The sequence below is a fragment of the Dyadobacter sp. CY312 genome (genome assembly GCF_021390535.1).
In the GTDB taxonomy this organism is placed as follows: domain Bacteria; phylum Bacteroidota; class Bacteroidia; order Cytophagales; family Spirosomataceae; genus Dyadobacter.
Genome location: NZ_JAJUXG010000006.1, coordinates 66,339 through 84,565 on the forward strand (window position 1 = coordinate 66,339; position 18,227 = coordinate 84,565).

Annotated in this window: 15 protein-coding genes; 4 read left to right on the top strand and 11 right to left on the bottom strand. The window is 42.0% G+C overall.

Features of this window, described 5'->3' with window-relative positions:
- Positions 1 to 64 precede the first annotated feature (64 nt).
- From LZG71_RS09395 to LZG71_RS09430, 8 genes are all read right to left on the bottom strand, one after another.
- Entirely contained in the window at positions 65 to 778 is a 714-nt protein-coding gene (locus tag LZG71_RS09395) for a DUF4198 domain-containing protein (protein ID WP_233819500.1), read from the bottom strand.
- 225 nt (positions 779 to 1,003) lie between these two features.
- A complete protein-coding gene (locus LZG71_RS09400) occupies positions 1,004 to 3,391 on the bottom strand; it encodes a TonB-dependent receptor (RefSeq protein WP_233819509.1) in 2,388 nt (795 codons plus the stop codon).
- A 302-nt stretch (positions 3,392 to 3,693) separates the two neighbouring features.
- Positions 3,694 to 4,104: a cytochrome c gene (locus tag LZG71_RS09405; protein WP_233819511.1), complete on the bottom strand. Its 411-nt coding sequence runs from the start codon at positions 4,102 to 4,104 to the stop codon at positions 3,694 to 3,696.
- A 188-nt stretch (positions 4,105 to 4,292) separates the two neighbouring features.
- Complete coding sequence (locus LZG71_RS09410) at positions 4,293 to 5,471, bottom strand: PQQ-dependent sugar dehydrogenase (RefSeq protein WP_233819516.1); 1,179 nt, start codon at positions 5,469 to 5,471, stop codon at positions 4,293 to 4,295.
- 85 nt (positions 5,472 to 5,556) lie between these two features.
- Entirely contained in the window at positions 5,557 to 6,570 is a 1,014-nt protein-coding gene (locus LZG71_RS09415) for an aldo/keto reductase (RefSeq protein ID WP_233819534.1), read from the bottom strand.
- A 449-nt stretch (positions 6,571 to 7,019) separates the two neighbouring features.
- A complete protein-coding gene (locus tag LZG71_RS09420) occupies positions 7,020 to 7,418 on the bottom strand; it encodes a type II toxin-antitoxin system HicB family antitoxin (RefSeq protein ID WP_233819536.1) in 399 nt (132 codons plus the stop codon).
- Entirely contained in the window at positions 7,415 to 7,672 is a 258-nt protein-coding gene (locus tag LZG71_RS09425; protein WP_233819538.1) for a type II toxin-antitoxin system HicA family toxin, read from the bottom strand. Before LZG71_RS09425 ends, LZG71_RS09420 begins: the two co-directional genes overlap by 4 nt.
- Positions 7,673 to 7,853: 181 nt before the next feature.
- The gene (locus LZG71_RS09430; protein WP_233819547.1) at positions 7,854 to 10,133 is read right to left on the bottom strand and encodes a GH92 family glycosyl hydrolase; all 2,280 of its coding nucleotides are present in this window, start codon (positions 10,131 to 10,133) and stop codon (positions 7,854 to 7,856) included.
- 280 nt (positions 10,134 to 10,413) lie between these two features.
- On the opposite strand from LZG71_RS09430, the gene hslU reads away from it, so the two are divergent.
- Positions 10,414 to 11,811, top strand: a complete 1,398-nt coding sequence (gene hslU / locus LZG71_RS09435; RefSeq protein ID WP_233819549.1) for an ATP-dependent protease ATPase subunit HslU — start codon at positions 10,414 to 10,416, stop codon at positions 11,809 to 11,811.
- Between the two features lie 118 nt (positions 11,812 to 11,929).
- On the opposite strand, the gene LZG71_RS09440 is transcribed toward hslU, so the two are convergent.
- The 3 genes from LZG71_RS09440 to LZG71_RS09450 all read right to left on the bottom strand — a co-directional run bounded on the left by LZG71_RS09440 (position 11,930) and on the right by LZG71_RS09450 (position 14,676).
- The gene (locus LZG71_RS09440; protein WP_233819558.1) at positions 11,930 to 12,928 is read right to left on the bottom strand and encodes a phosphotransferase enzyme family protein; all 999 of its coding nucleotides are present in this window, start codon (positions 12,926 to 12,928) and stop codon (positions 11,930 to 11,932) included.
- Between the two features lie 98 nt (positions 12,929 to 13,026).
- Positions 13,027 to 14,121, bottom strand: coding sequence for an alpha/beta hydrolase (locus LZG71_RS09445; protein ID WP_233819560.1), 1,095 nt, complete (start codon positions 14,119 to 14,121; stop codon positions 13,027 to 13,029).
- A 54-nt stretch (positions 14,122 to 14,175) separates the two neighbouring features.
- Positions 14,176 to 14,676, bottom strand: a complete 501-nt coding sequence (locus tag LZG71_RS09450; protein WP_310587751.1) for a dihydrofolate reductase — start codon at positions 14,674 to 14,676, stop codon at positions 14,176 to 14,178.
- 504 nt (positions 14,677 to 15,180) lie between these two features.
- On the opposite strand from LZG71_RS09450, the gene LZG71_RS09455 reads away from it, so the two are divergent.
- The 3 genes from LZG71_RS09455 (at position 15,181) to LZG71_RS09465 (ending at position 18,117) form a co-directional block, all read left to right on the top strand.
- The gene (locus LZG71_RS09455) at positions 15,181 to 16,425 is read left to right on the top strand and encodes an efflux RND transporter periplasmic adaptor subunit (RefSeq protein ID WP_233819828.1); all 1,245 of its coding nucleotides are present in this window, start codon (positions 15,181 to 15,183) and stop codon (positions 16,423 to 16,425) included.
- Positions 16,426 to 16,561: 136 nt separating this feature from the next.
- A complete protein-coding gene (locus LZG71_RS09460; protein ID WP_233819569.1) occupies positions 16,562 to 17,239 on the top strand; it encodes an ABC transporter ATP-binding protein in 678 nt (225 codons plus the stop codon).
- A gap of 302 nt (positions 17,240 to 17,541) precedes the next feature.
- Entirely contained in the window at positions 17,542 to 18,117 is a 576-nt protein-coding gene (locus LZG71_RS09465; RefSeq protein WP_233819571.1) for a hypothetical protein, read from the top strand.
- Positions 18,118 to 18,227 lie beyond the last annotated feature (110 nt).

Genomic DNA, 18,227 nt, shown 5'->3' on the forward strand with positions numbered 1-18,227 from the left:
AGGGGAGATGACTGCCAGTAACAAAAACTGACAGTCACATTTTTTTACAGGGAATTGGAAACGATTATTTCGCAACGTCCACAAGCAACGTGGCGCATCTCCATATAGATTTGTAAGGTTTCCCAAAGTGATCTCCGGTTGCGTCTTCGCTTGCAGACACTTCCAGTTTATACGTTCCCGGCCATATCGGAGTAAACTCAGCAACTCCGTTGGCATTGGAACTGATGTTCTTATTCCAACCGCTTGGGGACGCAACACCAACATGCAGCTTTTCAGTAGGTTTTCCTTTCAATATGGTTGTAAAATTAAAAGGTTGATTGGCTTTATATGTCCTAGATGCATCAGCAAATACGTTGATAATGTTACTATTAAAAGCTGCATCGTTACCGGTAAGAGATTTGCCCACCTTAACGATTGCACTTGCGTTGAATTCATAAATTGTCTCTCCACCCAGTTCTTTGGCTGCTTTACTGATCGATAGGGTATATACGCCATCTTTTTCAGGAGTAAATTCCGATGTGAAATGGTCATCACCAGCAACCGTATTAAGTTTGACTTTTTGCTTGTCGGGCGTGGTAAGCCAGAGTTCGAATTCCTTCACGTCGGAATACCAGTCTGCCAGTTTTTCAGGTTTGTCGTCCGGTTCTGAGTAGACTATTTTCACGGATTGTTTCTGACCTGTCTTACCAACAGTGCTGGTCTGGATCCAGAGTGCATGAGCAAATAGGTTTCCAACTGAAACGAGAAACAAGGTAATTGCTAAAAGAGATTTTTTCATAAAGTTTAAATTGAAGAGAAAATAAAGATTAGTTGAATTTGCGGGAAAGTGTAGCATCCATCCTGTATTGACCAGGGGTTATGAGGTCTTGTGGCTTGTTAATCATATGTTTAATTTGAAAAGTGGCGTGTGCGTAGTGCAGAAAATAAAAGGTTGGATTGGTTATTTTTGAAATTCAAGAAGTAATCAGACCACCGATAATTAGCCGGTAGTCTGATCAATATCTTAGAATTTGTAGTTGATACTCAAACGGGAATTTCTTGGCGCCTCGGCCTGCCATGAATACACATTACCCATGTATCCGTAAAATGAGCCGCTGTACAGGTATTCGTCCAGAATATTGAAGACGTTGAATGTGATCTTGAATTTTTCTTTCTCCCAGAACAGGCCTCCGTCCAGCTTGAAATAATTGGGAAGGTTTTCTTTCGCATTACTTGCACTCCATGAGCCGGTTGCTCTGTCGGCGAGGTAAGTAAATCCTGCGGAGACTCCGGTTCCTTTTAATGCGCCTTTTTGCAGCTTGTAGCTTAGCCACGTATTCACTGTATGTTTTGCAAATCCGGGAAGCACGTCATCCACTTTGATGTCTGTAACGCCAGCAGCGACTTTCGTTACTTTGGAATCAGTGTAGGCATAATTTGCTACCAGATTCAAGCCGGAAACAATGCTTCCTCTTACGTCAAATTCAACACCCTGTGCTCTTTTCTCGCCCAACACAACGCTTAAACCGGAATTAGGAGGGCTGTTTGGATCAGCAGTAAGCTCGTTTCTTTTGGTAATGCTGTATACAGAAACCGTCGAATTCCATTTTCCTCCTGCCCAATCTTTTTTTATACCAAACTCCTTGTTATTGCCGGTGATAGGTTTGATGGATTCCGCGCTTGCAATGCGCCCTGATTGCGGAATAAATGCCTGATCATAAAGTAGATAAAAGGAGGTTTGTTTGTTTGCAGAGACACTGAGACCGACACGGGGAGTAAAGTGTTTGTCGGAAACGGCTGGCCCGCCCCAGCTTGATTGGCTCACGTATGTGTACCGGCCCGCCAGCGTTAGCCTTATTTTGTTGTTCAGAAAACCAAGCTCGTCCTGAGCATAAATTCCGGTGTATTTCTGATCCATTAATCCACCGCCGTTTACGGCACGCGCTTCCAGGCTCAGCGTGCGATCCCATACCGGATATCCGTTTTTCGGTGCGCCAAAATACGGTGCGTGGATATTAAACTCGCCGCCTTTAATTGTGTCATCCAGGGCATGTGACTGATTCCAGTCGGCCATGTAATCTTTGGAACCGACGTCCAACCCAGTCAATATTCTATGGGTAATTCCACCGGTTGTGACATTGCCGTTCACGAATACCTGTGCAAGCGTCATTTCACTTTGCGCATCCCATACACCGACACTGCGAATCATTTTGCCATCAGGTTTTACTTCACCCGGCCAGAGACTTGTTCCTTTTTGTTGATAATTGAAATAGGAGGCCTGTGCAGTTAGTTTCCAGTCGCTGTTGAACTGGTGTTCCAGGTTCAGGAACAAACTATGATCTTTGATTTTCGTGGGTTCCAATCCCGCCGGCATTGCTGTGAAATCGCGTGGGAGTGAAGCGTAACCATCTGGTGAGAATATATAAAATGAGCCAACATCCGACATTTTTGCATATTGAAGCGTGTATTCCGCTGTTAATTTCGTTTTGTCGTCGATCTGGTATGAGATAACCGGAGCAACGCTGTAACGGTTATTGAACTCATTGGCTCTGAAAGATTTTTTGTTTTGTCCCGCCAGGTTTAGACGATATAGTAATTTGCCATCAGCAGTTAACTTGCCATCCAGGTCCAGGGCGGTTCGGTACAGGCCGTAATTCCCAACGGTAATAGATGCTTCGCCTTTGGTTTGCCCGGTCGGTTTTTTGGTTACCACATTGTACAATCCGCTCGGATCTCCATTTGCCAGCATAAACCCTGCGGGACCTTTCACAAACTCTATATGATCTACGAAGCTCATATCTTCGGTGAGCGGTCCCCAAAAAGAGCTTACTACATTAAATCCATTCCTAAAAGCCTGGATTTGAGAGCCTCGCATGGTAATGTTGGTATACATGTCGCCCCAGTGCTCTACACGTGTAGCTCCGCTTACGTTGCGGATTAGTCCATCACTCATGCTTATTATCTGTTGATCAGCAAGTACTTTGGACGTTACAACCTGAATGTTCTGAGGTGTTTCGAGAATAGGAGTGAGCAGTCGTAAACTGGAAGATACTTCGTTGTTTTTGTATTGATTCTGATCCAGGATTGTTACTTCTTCCAATTGGTTAGAACTTTCAGCCAGTGTGAAATTGATTTGAGCTGTTTGATTTTCAAGAACTTCAACTTCCTTTTCCTGTGTTGTAGCGCCTACAAAACTTGCCAAAACTGTATAAATACCCGGCTTTACCTTGTTAATCGTGAAATTTCCTTTTTCATCGGATACAGTTCCGTTCTTTAATCCTTTCAATCCAATTGAAACGTATTCAGCTGGTTTTCCGTCCGAAGTCAAAATTTGCCCTGATATCTTGCCGTTTTGAGCATACATGGCGATTGATATCAGGCATAACGTTAGAGTAAAAATAATCCTTTGCATATTATTTAAAACTGGTCTAATTAGTAATAAAAATTTTGGCTGCAAATATCACACACTGTTTTGATGCAAACAAGTTTATTTAGATTTATTTTAAATAGATTTTAGTCGTATAATGTGCCTGGGAGTGAATTGTAAGGCGTTAATTGTAAGTAGTTTGATAAATTTATGACTGGTATTTATTTAAGTTGCGATCTGCGGGATGAAAATTTCATGCAAAGCAGATAAGTAAAAAGAGCAAAGATCGCTAAGTTTTTTTGCGGTCTTTGCTCTTCTTCGTTGTCTTCGCGTGAAACATTTTTAATCTACTTTTCCTCTTCCACCGCCTCAACCATTTTCTCTGTCACCATTTTACCATCCGAATTATTTCCCCAGGAGTTTTGAATGTAGTTCATCACATCGGCAATTTCATCATTATCCAGTCCTGGCGGCGGCATCATGTTGTCGTAGTCTATTCCATTTACCACAATCTTTCCCGCAAGTCCAAACTTAACTGCGTAAATGGCCTTTTCGGGAGTTTTTAGTAAGTAATCAGACTTCGCCAGTGGTGGAAATGCAGCCGGAACACCTTCGCCGGTTCCCATGTGGCAGGTAATACAGTTTTCCGAATATACCATTTTCCCACGCTCAATGCTCTTAGCCAGCTCATCGTTTTGGTTCAGAGTAAAAGAGGAATACAATGTAAGTGCGGAAATGGCGATGATTGTTAATTTCATTGAGAAGTTAAAGGAGTTAAGAAGTTACGGGGAGTAAAGAAAGTTTAGAAGTTAAGAGTAGTTAAAAAATGAAGTTAGAGGAGTTAAAGTAGTTAACGCTTTGTGCCAGCGTAAGTAACTACTATAACTCCTTAACTCCTTAACTCCTTTTAACTTCTCCTTTTTAACTTCTTACTTCTCAAAATAATCTACTTTCTACTAATTCTCACCACAGTTCCGGAGCTTTCCAGAACCACGTAAATATTGCCATCTGGTCCCTGGCGTACGTCTCTTACTCGACCGATTCCTTCGAACAAAATCTCTTTTTTAGTAACCTTATTACCTTTAACGACAAGGTGTTGCAACTGCATAAATTTCAAAGAACCTACAATAAGGTCGCCGTTCCATTCTTTGAATTTAGGACTGTTCACGAAAGTCATACCGCATGGAGCAATAGATGGTTTCCAGTAAATTACAGGTTGTTCAAGACCGGCACGTGCAGTGTCTTTAGAAATGATGCTGTTGTCATAATCAATACCAAAAGTGATCAGTGGCCAGCCGTAATTTTTTCCTTTTTCAACAATGTTAAGCTCATCGCCTCCTTGTGGACCGTGCTCATGTTCCCATATAGCACCAGTTGTTGGATGAATCACCATTCCTTGTGGATTACGATGGCCGTAGCTCCATATTTCAGGACGGGCATTGGCAGTTTTAACAAATGGGTTGTCCGTTGGAATTTTTCCATCTTCATGCAAACGAACCACTTTGCCCTGATCTTTGCTTAAATCCTGCGAATTCTCTTTCTGTCCGCGTTCTCCCAGTGACAGGAATACATATCCTTTTTTGTCAAATACAATGCGCCCTCCAAAGTGAACATTACCTTTCACATTTGGAATGGCCTTAAATATTTTCTGAACATCTACCAGCGCATGGTCTTTCAGTTTCGCGCGAATAAGAGCGGTGTTTGCACCGCCTTCTTCACCTTCTTCGCCTTCGGCTTTTGGGGAAGAATAGCTGATGTAGATCCAGCCATTTTTGGCATAATCGGGATGAAGCTGAACGTCAAGCAAACCTCCTTGTCCTTTGTACCAAACTTGTGGTACGCCGCTTATTTCTTTTGGATCTAGTACGCCATTTTTAACCAGACGCAGTTTTCCGCCACGTTCTGTGACAAGCAAATCCCCATTTGGCAGGAATGCAGTCGCCCAGGGCATTTTCAAACCCGACGCCACTGTGTCCAGTTTAAGATTCGCCTGCGTTATTTCCTTTGGAGCATTTTTATCATCGGCTATTCCCGTGTTACTCATGAGACCAATTGAGACCGTAAGCAATAATCCGCCAAGTGCAACAGGAAAGCTTTTCTTTAAGAAAGGAATGTATTTATTCATGGATTTAAGAAGAATGAAAAAAACTAAGTTGAGATTTTAAATGTGTATCAAAGGTAAAAAAAGAAAGGTAGCTAAGCTACCCTTGTTATTGAACCAATTTGAGGTCATTTAAATGCCCGTTAATGAAATTAATTTCTTCGGCATTCAGATCAAAATCCATGGCTGCTGCATTCTGGATAGCCTGCCTTGCATCTCTGGCTCCCACTAATGCTATCGTAATGCCCGGTTGTTGAACCGTCCATCTCAATACGAGTTGAGATAACGACGCGTTTTTCTGATCAGCCAAAGGTTTTAGTTTGTCCAGAAACTCATTAACGCGTTTCAGGTTTTCATCCGAAAAATAATGCAATGAGGAGCGGTTGTCGTCCTCACCAAATTTATATCCGAGAGTCATCTTTCCGGTGAGTAAACCTCTTTGAAGTGGGCTATAAGCTAAAATCGACTTTTCATGTTCCAGGCAATAAGGCACCAATTCTGCTTCTATATCCCTTTTAACCATACTGTATGGAACCTGATCGGATACCAGATTGATGTATTGGGAAGCTTCCCGCATCAGGTCTGCATTGTAATTACACACACCTGCGTAACGCACTTTTCCCTGTTTGATCAATTGCGAAACCGCCTCCATTGTTTCTTCGATCGGGGTAGTTTTGTCGTGCCAATGGATTTGGTACAGATCGATGTAATCCGTTCCAAGACGTCGCAGGCTGTCTTCGCACTCCTTGATGATGCTGTCTTTTGCAGCGTATTTGTAGATATCGATTTCGTTGCCATCATTGTCTTTGCTGTGCATAGCCAAATCGCCCTTCGCCAAATCCCAGCGCATTCCGTATTTGGTAAGAATCTGCAATTTGTCCCGTGGAATATCTTTGATTGCCTCCCCAACAATTTCCTCACTGAGTCCCATACCGTAAACTGGTGCTGTATCAATCGAAGTCACTCCGGCATCATATGACGCCTGAATGGCTTTAACCGATTCAGCTCTTTCCGAACCTCCCCACATCCAGCCACCAGTTGCCCAGGCACCAAAAGTGATAACTGACAACTCTAAGTCTTTATGTTCCGGATGATCCGAATTTGCGATTTTTCTGTAAATCATTTTGATGGCTTTTGGCTTTCGGCAATCAGCCGTTAGCTGGGTTGATAATTTAAATGCATGGCTCAAATAATTGTGCCATGCATTTATGGGTGAAATTGTAGCATCAAATGCGATCCTATGTTGTTATCCGGTGTTGAAAGGCAACGATAAGCATCAAGTCGGTTTGAAAATGTGCATTTAGAAATCCTAGCTCTCAAATTTCGAAAGATTTGGAAATTTATGAGTTTTTAAAATATGATTGGCTCTCTCAACCTTATCCTTAAATAAAGATTGATCAGAGTATTTCCCGTTTAGTTCGGAATTGATACTAAACCCTTCGGGAAGTTCTTTGGTATCTGATTTTTTAGCTTTTATACTTCTAAGTTCTTTAAAAATCAAGTGACAAAAGTTGAATAAAAAATCATTCTTACATATTTTATTGAGAATATTAGTATAATGAAATCAAATGCTTATGCTCCCATCGCATAGCTAGATTCTCCCGGTTTATTACTTACCAACTCCGCCGTCACATCTTCATGAGTGACTGCATATTCCAAGACCGATTTAACGAAATCATTCAATGTTATATCATGTTGTGAAGCAATTGTCGCCGCCTTTTTATGAAGTATTGAAGGAACACGAACATTAAAAACTCCTTTATAAGCTTTCTCGGGAGATTTGCCCAGTGTTTTGCAAGTCTCAATGTAATCATCTACCGCCTCCTGAAAAGATTCTTTGAGTTCACTTACCGATGTTCCTTCGAAATTGACCAGGTCATTGATACCAAGTACTTTACCGAAGAAAACCTCGTCAACGGAACTATAAGAAATCGAAGCCGTATATCCGTTGTATGTTAGTGAATTGATCATTTCAGTTTGCCGTTTTCTTTTAATGTTTCCATAACCTGTTCTAATACATAATGCTTAATGATTGGCTTGGGATGGGGCTTGTGCAAACTTATTATTACCTGGTTTGCATCTACAAACTTTCTTCTTGAACCGCCTGTTTTCCCAGTCGCAATTTCAGTGAAACCGTAATAGCCTAAAACAACTGTTAATTCATCCCAGGTGAAATCCTTGGGCTTTTTCAAAAAGCGAATGATTAACTTATCTATCTTGCTCAATTGACAAACGTTTGTGACTAGATATTAGTTACAAATATTGGATAAAAAAATAACTAATGCTAATTACGTCAGTTCGGTTATAAAGTTAAAATGTGGGTCTGATACTCATATCTTCAAGTACCAGACCCACAGGGGCATCATCGCAAATTTTTTAACTCAATTTAATGGCTGATAACCAAGTTTACTTCGTCAGCGAAAACGGCGCATTCTCAGGTTTTACACCCCAGACGTTGGATGGCTGGCTTGCCAGATTAAACTTAATATTCCCACCCCTCAATATATCTCCGTGTTCCAGGTAAGTCTGTGCATACGGTTTTCCATTCATCGTAGCACCCTGGATGTACATATTTTTGTCGTTTGACGCCGGTGCTTCTACCACAAATTTCTTGCCATTTTCCAGCGTAATTGTTGCCTTTTTGAACAATGGTGAACCAATCACATATTGAGTAGTTCCGGGTGTTACCGGATAAAAACCAAGTGCTGAGAAAACATACCAGGCTGAGGTTTGTCCATTATCCTCGTCACCGCAGTAACCGTCCGGAGCAGCCTGATACAGTTTGTTCATCACTTCACGGGACCAATATTGTGTTTTTGAAGGAGCTCCTGCATAATTGTACAGGTAAATCATGTGCTGAATTGGCTGATTTCCGTGCGCGTAATTACCCATGTTCATGATCTGCATTTCGCGGATTTCGTGTATCGGGAAACCATAATAACTGTCATCGAAAATCGGAGGAAGGGTAAACACGGTATCGAGTTTTTGAACAAACGCTTCTCTGCCGCCAACCAATCCGATCAAACCTTTTACATCCTGAAAAACAGACCAGGTATAATGAATGCTGTTTCCTTCGGTAAACGCGTCTCCCCATTTAAACGGATTAAAAGGAGTCTGGAATTTTCCGTCCTTATTTTTTCCCCGCATCCACTTGGTTTCAGGGTCAAAAAGGTTTTTGTAGTTCTGGCTCCTTTTCAGGTAAAGGTCAATTTCGGCCTGCGGTTTCTTTAATTCTTTACCCAATTGAGCAATACAGAAATCTGCGTAGGCGTATTCCAGTGTTCGTGCCGCATTTTCATTCACTTTAACATCGTAAGGAACATAACCCAGTTCATTGTAATATTCATGACCAAAGCGCCCTACGGAACTTACCGGTCCTGCATTTTCAGTGTTTTTAAGAACAGCTTCATACAGTTTATTGATATCATATCCACGGATACCTTTTACATATGAATCGGCGATGAGTGATGCGGAATTGGAACCAATCATACAATCACGGTGACCAGGACTTGCCCATTCTGGAAGGTATCCACTCTCGTCATACGCATTGGCCAAGCCCTGCATAATCTGAGAATTCAATGTCGGGTACATTAAAGTAAAGAATGGAAAAACAGCCCGGAATGTGTCCCAAAAACCATTGTCAGTAAACATGTATCCGGGACGAACCTCGCCATTGTAAGGACTGTAATGTACAATCTGATTTTTGGCATCAAACTCGTAAAACTTCCGTGGGAACAAAAGGACGCGATACAGACAGGAGTAAAAAGTGCGGATCTGGTCGATGTTATCACCTTCTACTTTAATTTTAGACAACTCATCGTTCCAGGCTTTATGTCCTTTTTGTTTTGTTGTTTCAAAGTTATCGGTGCCAATTTCTCTTTTCAGGTTGAGCTCGGCCTGTTCGGGGCTAATGAAAGAAGATGCCACTTTTACGCCGACTTGCTCGCCTCTTTTGGTTTTAAAACCAATAACTGCGCCAGCATGGTTGGCTTGTAGTTCGAGGGTGTCTTTGGTAAGTTTTTTTCCGCTAAATGTCTGAGAGAAAGTGAACGCCTTGTCAAAAACGAGTACAAAGTAGTTTTTGAAATTGGCAGGAACACCGCCACTGTTTTTGGTTGTGTAGCCAATGATCTTGCGTTCGGCAGGAATGATCTTCACATAAGAACCTTTGTCAAAAGCATCGACGAGCACATAAGAATTTTCAGATTCAGGAAACGTAAAACGGAATTGCGCGGCACGTTCGGTAGGAGCAATTTCGGTTGTTACATCATAATCGGCCAGATAAACCTTATAGTAATTTGGCTTGGCAACTTCTGCTTTATGTGAAAACCAGCTTGCCCGGCTGTCTTCGTCAACTTTCAGTTTACCAGTCATTGGCAATATTGAAAACTGTCCGTAATCGTTGATCCACGGGCTTGGCTGATGTGTCTGTTTGAAGCCTCTGATTTTTTCGGCGTCGTACATATAGCTCCAACCGTCTCCCATTTTGCCAGTCTGAGGCATCCAGAAATTCATGCCCCATGGCATTGCAATTGCCGGATAGGTGTTGCCGGAAGAAAGGCTGAATTTGGATTGCGTCCCCATAAGAGGGTTTACATATTGAACCAAATCGGTGGCTGGCGTATGTTGGGCAAAAGCGGATGCGCTTGAAATAAGAAAGAAAAGGCAATAAAGAATTTTTTTCATGATATAAGGTTAAAGGAATTGATCGGCAAAGATATTGCAGGAAACGATACAGGAAGAAGCCTGTGCTTTAATAAAAACACAAATTGTCAAAAGATTTACTTCTGCGCCGTGAACATGACATTTTGTACAGGCATAGTTATTTCTTTGCAGTCTGCGGTGTACCGGGGAATATTAAGGTCCCAGGAAAATAGCGCTTCTTTTTATCATGTACCAATGGATATTTAGAATCAATGTATACCTTTAAATCATCATATTAAGCCAAGTATTTTCATAAATCACAATGACTGAACACTTAAATCGCTTAACGCCACGTCAGATTGTTTTTGAGTTGGATCAATACATTATCGGACAAAATGACGCAAAGAGAAATGTAGCAATTGCATTGAGAAATCGGTGGAGGCGCATGAATAGTCCTGAGGAAATTCAGAAGGAAATTATTCCGAATAATATATTAATGATAGGTGCAACTGGTGTGGGTAAAACGGAGATTGCACGCCGTCTTGCCAAAATCGCCGATGCACCTTTCGTAAAAGTAGAAGCTTCTAAATTTACAGAGGTGGGTTATGTGGGCCGTGACGTAGAAAGTATGGTTCGTGACCTGGTAGAGCAGGCTGTGGGCATGGTGCGGACTCAAAAGAAAGAAGAGGTTAAAATCAAGGCTGAGCAGGCTGTTGAAGATATTATTCTGGATGCATTAATCCCTCCAATTCATGGTGCATCGAAAATCAAGAGCGAACCTGTACAAGATGGTGATAACTCGGTACCGGAAGACGATGGTGAACTGAACCAACGTACACGTGAACGTTTTCGTGAGAAAATCCGCAGTGGTGAGCTGGATTCCCGCAAGATAGAAATTGAGGTTCAGCAAAACCAGTCTCCGAGCGTGGGTATGATTGGCGGAGCGATGGACGATGTTTCGATGATGAACATCCAGGAGATGATTGGCAACATGATGCCTCGTCGTGGTAAAAAACGAAAAGTGACGGTAGGAGAGGCTAAGAAACTCTTGCTTGACGAAGAAGCAGGAAAGCTGATCGATATGGACGAGGTGAAGCTGGAAGCGATTCAGAAAGCCGAAAACCTGGGAATTATCTTTATAGATGAAATTGATAAAGTGGCATCAAGTCGTTCTGGCGGCGGTGGTGGTCCGGATGTGAGCCGTGAAGGTGTTCAGCGCGACTTGCTCCCAATTGTGGAAGGAAGTGCTGTTAACACAAAGCATGGTGTCATCAATACAGATCACATCTTGTTTATCGCAGCCGGTGCATTTCACGTTGCTAAGCCTTCCGATCTTATTCCTGAATTACAGGGACGTTTCCCGATCCGTGTGGAATTGAACAGCCTTACCGAATCTGATTTCTATCAGATATTGAAAACACCAAAAAATGCTTTGACAAAACAATACGAGGCAATGATGGAAGCAGAAGGCGTTGAACTTGTGTTCGAAGATGGCGCACTTCAGGAAATGGCCAGAATTGCTTTTGAGGTAAATAGTGAGGTAGAAAACATTGGTGCCCGTCGTCTGCAAACGGTGATGAGTTTACTGTTAAACGACTTTATGTTTGATATTCCTGATGAAATCGGTCCGGATTCTCATATCGTTGTCACCGCAGAAATGGTAAGTGACAAACTTTCGCATTTGATCAAAAACAGAGATTTGAGTCAATACATTTTGTAAGGTTATAAACCGCAATGGGCGCAATGAGGAAACGCAATGGTCACACTAGAAAGACTTTTGCGCCCATTGCGATATCCATAGCGCCCATTGCGCCGGGCCGCCGGGCGGTTAAAAATCTTTATAACTTACAATACCTCTCCACATAACTTCGTATCCAGCCCATTCTTTCCTTTTTGAACCTGAGGGTATAAAAAGTGTTGGACCAGTCTTCAAAGTGCAGCTGATAGAATTCCAGGAAAAACATCCAGAAGGCAAAACCAAGATACGGTATAGCTGCAATTTCTTCATCCGTCACGGGACGCACTTCACGGTAAGCGTTTAAGAACACTTCAAATTTATTGTCGGCTTCTTCCTGTGTTTGTTTTTTGGAATGGACATCAAAGAAAAAATGTAAATTAAATGTCATCAGGTCGTTGGCAAGTAATCCCTTTCCTGCAAAGTCAAAATCGAAAAAAGTCAGGTTGTCATTTTCATCGAAATGGAAATTATGCGGCAGGAAATCGTAATGGCAGTATCCGTAACTGAATTTTGAAAGGTCGAACTGATTAATTTTCTCAACCACTTTTTCAGTCGTGGTTTTTAGCCATTCATATTCTTCCGGAAGCTCTGCAAATTCTGGTTTGATGTAATCCAACGGCTTTAACAAAGTTGTCTCTACATTGTACACCCTTCTTGGGTTGGATAATTGCAATGCTGACGTAACGTTGTGAATCCGTGCCATTTCAATTCCTACGGCTTGCAGTCGGCTGTCGTTGTAATCAAGAGTAGGTTTACCGGCAGCAAATGAAAACAATATACCATTCCGAACTCCTTCGGCAGCATTAAAAGACTGAATAAAATCGCCATTCAAAGCCTGAATAGGATATGAGATCTTTGTGTCCGCATCTTTCAGGATATTGAGTAACTCCACTTCCGCCTTAATCTCGTCCAGCCTCCTGTGCGAATCTCTGTACAGCTTAAAAATGTACTTCTCGTTCTCGTTTTGTAACAGATAAGTGTCACTCACATTGTGAACAAGCAGTTTACAAACCGTGCCGGACAACCCATAAGCTTTCTCCAAATGATCCTTTAATGCCACGGTTGACAGCATTGAATATTGCGTAGGGAAGATGTTCATATTGCGGGAGTAAAATGGGCTTTTGAAAAAGGGAGAGCCAAGAGTAATAATTCCTCTGTGGTTCTCCCTTTTAACTCTGTGAGACTCTATGTTAATTTCTATGACTCAAAATACAGCCATTTCAAAGCTTCCGGAAACTCTTTGCTCCAACGCTTTTCATTATGCTGTCCCTTTGGATCAATAGAAGTATTGATTTTTACGCGGCTATATCCAAAACCCTGGCTGTGCAGTGTTTCCTGTAATTTGTTAATGTTCGGAATCATGTTCGCACCTTCTTTCCCACCTGCATAAAGGTAAATGCGCGTTTCGAATGGTTCGAAGAAATGAATCGCGTCGAAATAAATACGTTGGGAGATCCAAAGCGAAGGAGAGAATATCATCAGTCGCCCGAATACATTTGGGAACATCAGTGCAGCGTAAATAGATAATAATCCGCCCACCGAACTTCCGCCCATTCCGGTATTGAGTCTGTCGGGTTTGGTCCGGTATTGTTTATCGACTGACGGTTTTAACGTATCTGTCACAAAACGAAGGAATTTGAGGCCAAGCCCTTTTCCTAACCGTGGATTATCGTAAGGTGAAAACTCCTGTACGCGGTCTTCCCCGGCATGGTCAATGGCAACGATGATCACATCCGCCTTGCCCTCGGGTGCCAGTTTGGTAAGACTTTTATCAATTGCCCAGTTGCCGTATGGAGATCCGTCGCCAAAAAGATTTTGAGCGTCGGTCATGTATAGTACCGGATAAGTGCGTTCCGGGTGTTCATAATAGTTGTGAGGCAAAAGGACGTGCACGCGTCTTTTTTTATTGAGTTGTGGGATTTCAAAAGTTTCAGAAAGTACTTCAACAATAGGAGCGAAATTCTCCTTTGTAGTTTTATCTTTTTGCCAACGCGTTATGTAATCTATTACAATGTCTTCGTTTGGATCCACAACCCGGTTCGACTGGGGCTGTCCGTAGTTGTCAAGCTCAACCTGATCCCATCCGCCTCTTGTATATTTATATTCTAATGGTTCAGGAAGTTGCAGGTCTGCCGGGAACTGGAAGAAATAATGACCAGGTGTTTCTTCGGTCATTTGATATTCTTCAAGATCTGGTAACCATTCGCAAAAATTTCCTGTAATGAAAATGGGTCGTTTGTCTGATGCCGGAGTTTTTAATTCAATCCTAAGTGTATCTACTGCTACTTCCATGCGCTTAAAGTCACTGACTATGTGTAATTCGGGGTGCAAATTTACGATTTAATCCTATTTTTTTACGTAGTCGACAAAGTTAAATGCAAAAAAATGTTTTTCATCTGCCTGATGAACAGTACGTTCGGTTTCGGTCCAGTCCTCGGGATTGTCGATTTGAAAAAAAGTATCGCCGTCAATTGTGGTTTCAACTTCGGTGATGTAAAGCTTGTCCGCAATTGGCTGCGTGAGTTTATACAACTCACCGCCGCCGATTATAAAAGTTTCATCTGCGTTCAATTTTCGGGCTTCCTCCAATGCATCCGTTACATTGTGTACCACAATCACTCCTTCGTGTTGGAAATCAGTATTGCGGGTAATAACAATAGAAGTTCTCCCAGGCAATGGTTTCCCAATTGAGTCAAAAGTTTTTCTACCCATAATGATGGGATGCCCAAGCGTAAGATTTTTAAATCTCTTCAAGTCATCAGGCAACCGCCAGAGTAATTGATTATCCTTCCCGATCGCGCCATTCCGCGATACTGCTACTATAAGTGATACCATCATCTTTTTCATTTTGCAAATTTATTTAATAAAGAACAAAGACGGGCGATTTTGCAGGAATGTTACATTTCTGACGGGATTTCTGTTTTTCTGTAGGGGGCGTATTCTACCAATATTGCATCGCTACGCGATTTATATCTTGTTAACTGCTTCTCAGGTATGAAAAAGATTCGGACTGAAAGATGCCTCGTATCTAACTGTGATTAGGAACGTTCGCAAGAAATCACGGCCGCCTCGCTTCAAGATATTGCATTATGGAATAAGCCCTGACCGGCTTGTGAACTCCTGTCCGTACACGTACAGAAATGTCCGATAATGAACAAACTCTCTAAAATGTTTTAATTATAAACAGTTGTTAATGAGCTACTTAGTTCTATATTGGGTTTGTGGCATAGTGATTGGATAAAAGAAGTAAGATTAAAAACCGGATATCAATTATTATTACAAAATATAATGGAAGTAAAAACACCTAACTCGTCAAGTTCCAGTAACGGATTCACTGGAGGATCAACAACGATGGACAAAGTAAAACCAAAGAAATTCTGGACCAATCAGCGTATCGGACTTATAGCCGGAAGCACGCTGCTCGTTGGGTTTTTGATATACCAATTTTTTCTTTCAGATAAACGAAGCAAGCTGAATGTAGAGCAGGATAAGCTCACCATCTCGGCGGTTTCACAGGGTAAGTTCGACGAATTTATCGTGGTGACCGGGGTTGTTCAGCCTTTAAAAACAATTCAGCTGGATGCAATTGTAGGTGGTTATGTGACCGAAAAGTTGATCGAAGGTGGAAATATGGTGAAGCAAGGTGAGGTGTTGCTGCGACTGGAAAATCAAAATCTGAAACTGAGCTTTTTGCAATCTGAAACGGAAGCAAGCCGACTGGTGAATGATCTTCAAAACACACGTCAGACTTTGAAAATCGCACGATTTAATCTGCAAAAATCTTTAAGTGAATTAGATTTTCAGATCGATCAGGCAAAAGATGCGCATGACCGGAATACGAAGCTATACAAAGATAAGGTGATTCCTGATGCTGATTATTTAAAAACGAAGCGGGATTACGAGCGTTTGGTGAAACAAAGGGATATTGAAATAGAGTCTCAAAAATACCAGGAAGAGAATGCGAAAATGCAGATCAGCCAATTGGAGGGAACCTTGGCAAGTACACAAAAGAACGTGAACCTCTGGAAGCAAACTTTGGAAAATCTCTCGGTAAAAGCACCTGTTACGGGCTTACTCTCGTCTATGAACGTTGAAGTCGGTTCTAATATCAGTCAGGGACAAAACATAGGTCAGATTGATGATTTGAACGGATTTAAAATGCGGGTAGGAGTGGATGAGCATTATATTTCCCGAATCTTCGCCGGACTCACAGGAACAATGGATTTTAATGGAAAAGAGTATTCTCTAAAAATCATCAAGATATATCCGGAAGTAAAAAGCGGACGGTTTGAAGTGGACATGCAGTTTGACAAAGCTCCTGAATTAATAAAAAGAGGTCAATCCGCACCGATTCGTTTGCAACTTGGACAGCCTTCTCAGGCTACACTGTTACCGGTTGGAGGATTCTTCTCCGAAACAGGCGGGAACTGGGTATATGTCCTGAACGAAGACGGCAAAAGAGCATCAAAACGTAAGATAACACTTGGCCGCAAAAATCCGGAATACTTCGAAGTACTGGACGGTCTTAAACCTGGCGAAAAAGTGATCACAAGTTCGTATGAGAACTTCGGAGACAACGAAGTACTTGAATTTTAATAAACCGCAATGGGCACAAAGGTCTGCGCAATATGCGTAAGAAACCTGCAATCAAAATCTTTGCGTCCATTGCGAAATACATTGCATCTATTGCGGTTAAAATAACTAGTAGTCAAAAGAAACAACATATTACCCGATGATCAAAATTACCAACATGCATAAAATCTTCTCTACGGAGGAGGTTGAGACAACAGCCCTCAATGGGATCGATATGGAAGTGAAAGATGGCGAATTTGTTGCCATCATGGGACCTTCCGGTTGTGGAAAATCCACATTGCTGAACATCCTCGGACTGCTTGATAATCCAAGTGAGGGTTCGTACGAATTCTATGGCACAGAGGTAGGGAAAATGTCGGAAAGGCAAAGAGCTCAGATACGAAAAGGAAACATCGGTTTCGTTTTCCAAAGTTTTAACCTGATCGACGAACTAACGGTATATGAAAACGTGGAGCTTCCTTTGCTATACCTGAAAACTCCTCCCGCTGAACGCAAGGAAAAAGTAGAAGCTGCTCTTACACGTATGAATATGATGCACCGTCGGAATCACTTTCCACAGCAACTTTCGGGTGGTCAGCAGCAACGTACAGCCATTGCACGTGCAGTAGTTGCCAATCCTAAAACGATACTGGCCGATGAGCCGACTGGTAACCTTGACTCCAAAAATGGTGAAGAGGTAATGAATTTGCTAAGCCAGCTGAACAATGCAGGGACGACTATCCTGATGGTAACACACTCTCCGTATGATGCGGGTTTTGCGCATCGGATTGTGAATCTGTTTGATGGTAAAATCGTGACAGAAAAAGTGCACGTATAGGAGCCGAAAGTAACAATAGCCCTCGTTTGTGTCTTCACAAACGAGTTTGGCTATGACGTATCGCTGGCGATTGTGTTCTCCAAAAAAGTTTGGTTGTGATGCTTAAATCGCTGGCTTTGAACACAGTCTGTGTCAATCAGGATACCAGATATTCATTGTCCTCCTTTGCGTCCTCCCAAACGAGTTGGCTATGTGTTAAGATGCTGCTTACTAATATAATCAGTATCAAAAAAAGATACCAAAATCATAAATGCGGGCTAAGAACTTATAACTAAGTGCTCGTAGCCAGAAATTTACCAGCCATGAAAAGAAAAATCCTCACCGTATTGTTAGCTGGTGTTTCAACACTTGCTTTTGCTCAGCAAAAAAATCATTTGAGTCGTTGTATTGATGATGACGGACGAAAGTTATCCATCAGTGTCAACGGGACTGTAAACGGAGAAAGCATCGACTATCGTCGCACCTTTGATGTAGCCGGGCTTAGCAAGGACGAAAGGACTGCAATAACCCAGAAAGTTTTTGAATCACTGGGAATTGGTGAAGTAGCCGCCCCCAAACCGCCACGTCCTGCAAACGCTCCCGAATCGGCACGATCTGCACGCGCTTCTACCACATATGCTCATGTTTCTGAACAAGAGAATGAAGATGTGAAACCGGTTTTTGGCACCAGATCACAACCTTACAAGAAGGAAGTGGACTTTGACAATAATTCTGGTGAAATGCACCTTCGTTATCAGTTTATGAGAGAAGGAGATGAGTTTATTTTTGAAAAAACTGTTGACGTCAGTGCTAAATCGGAAAAACAGCGTGAAACGATCATCAAAAATTTTGAGGCGGAAATAGGACTTCCCTCGGCCATTGAAGAAGTTTCTTTTTAAATAATATCTCCCCCATTAAGGAGCGATTAGCATTTAGCTTATGGCCATTAGCTTCGTTTTACGAACAATTAACACTAGCCTGGTATAACTTTGAATACAGGTCGAAGTTT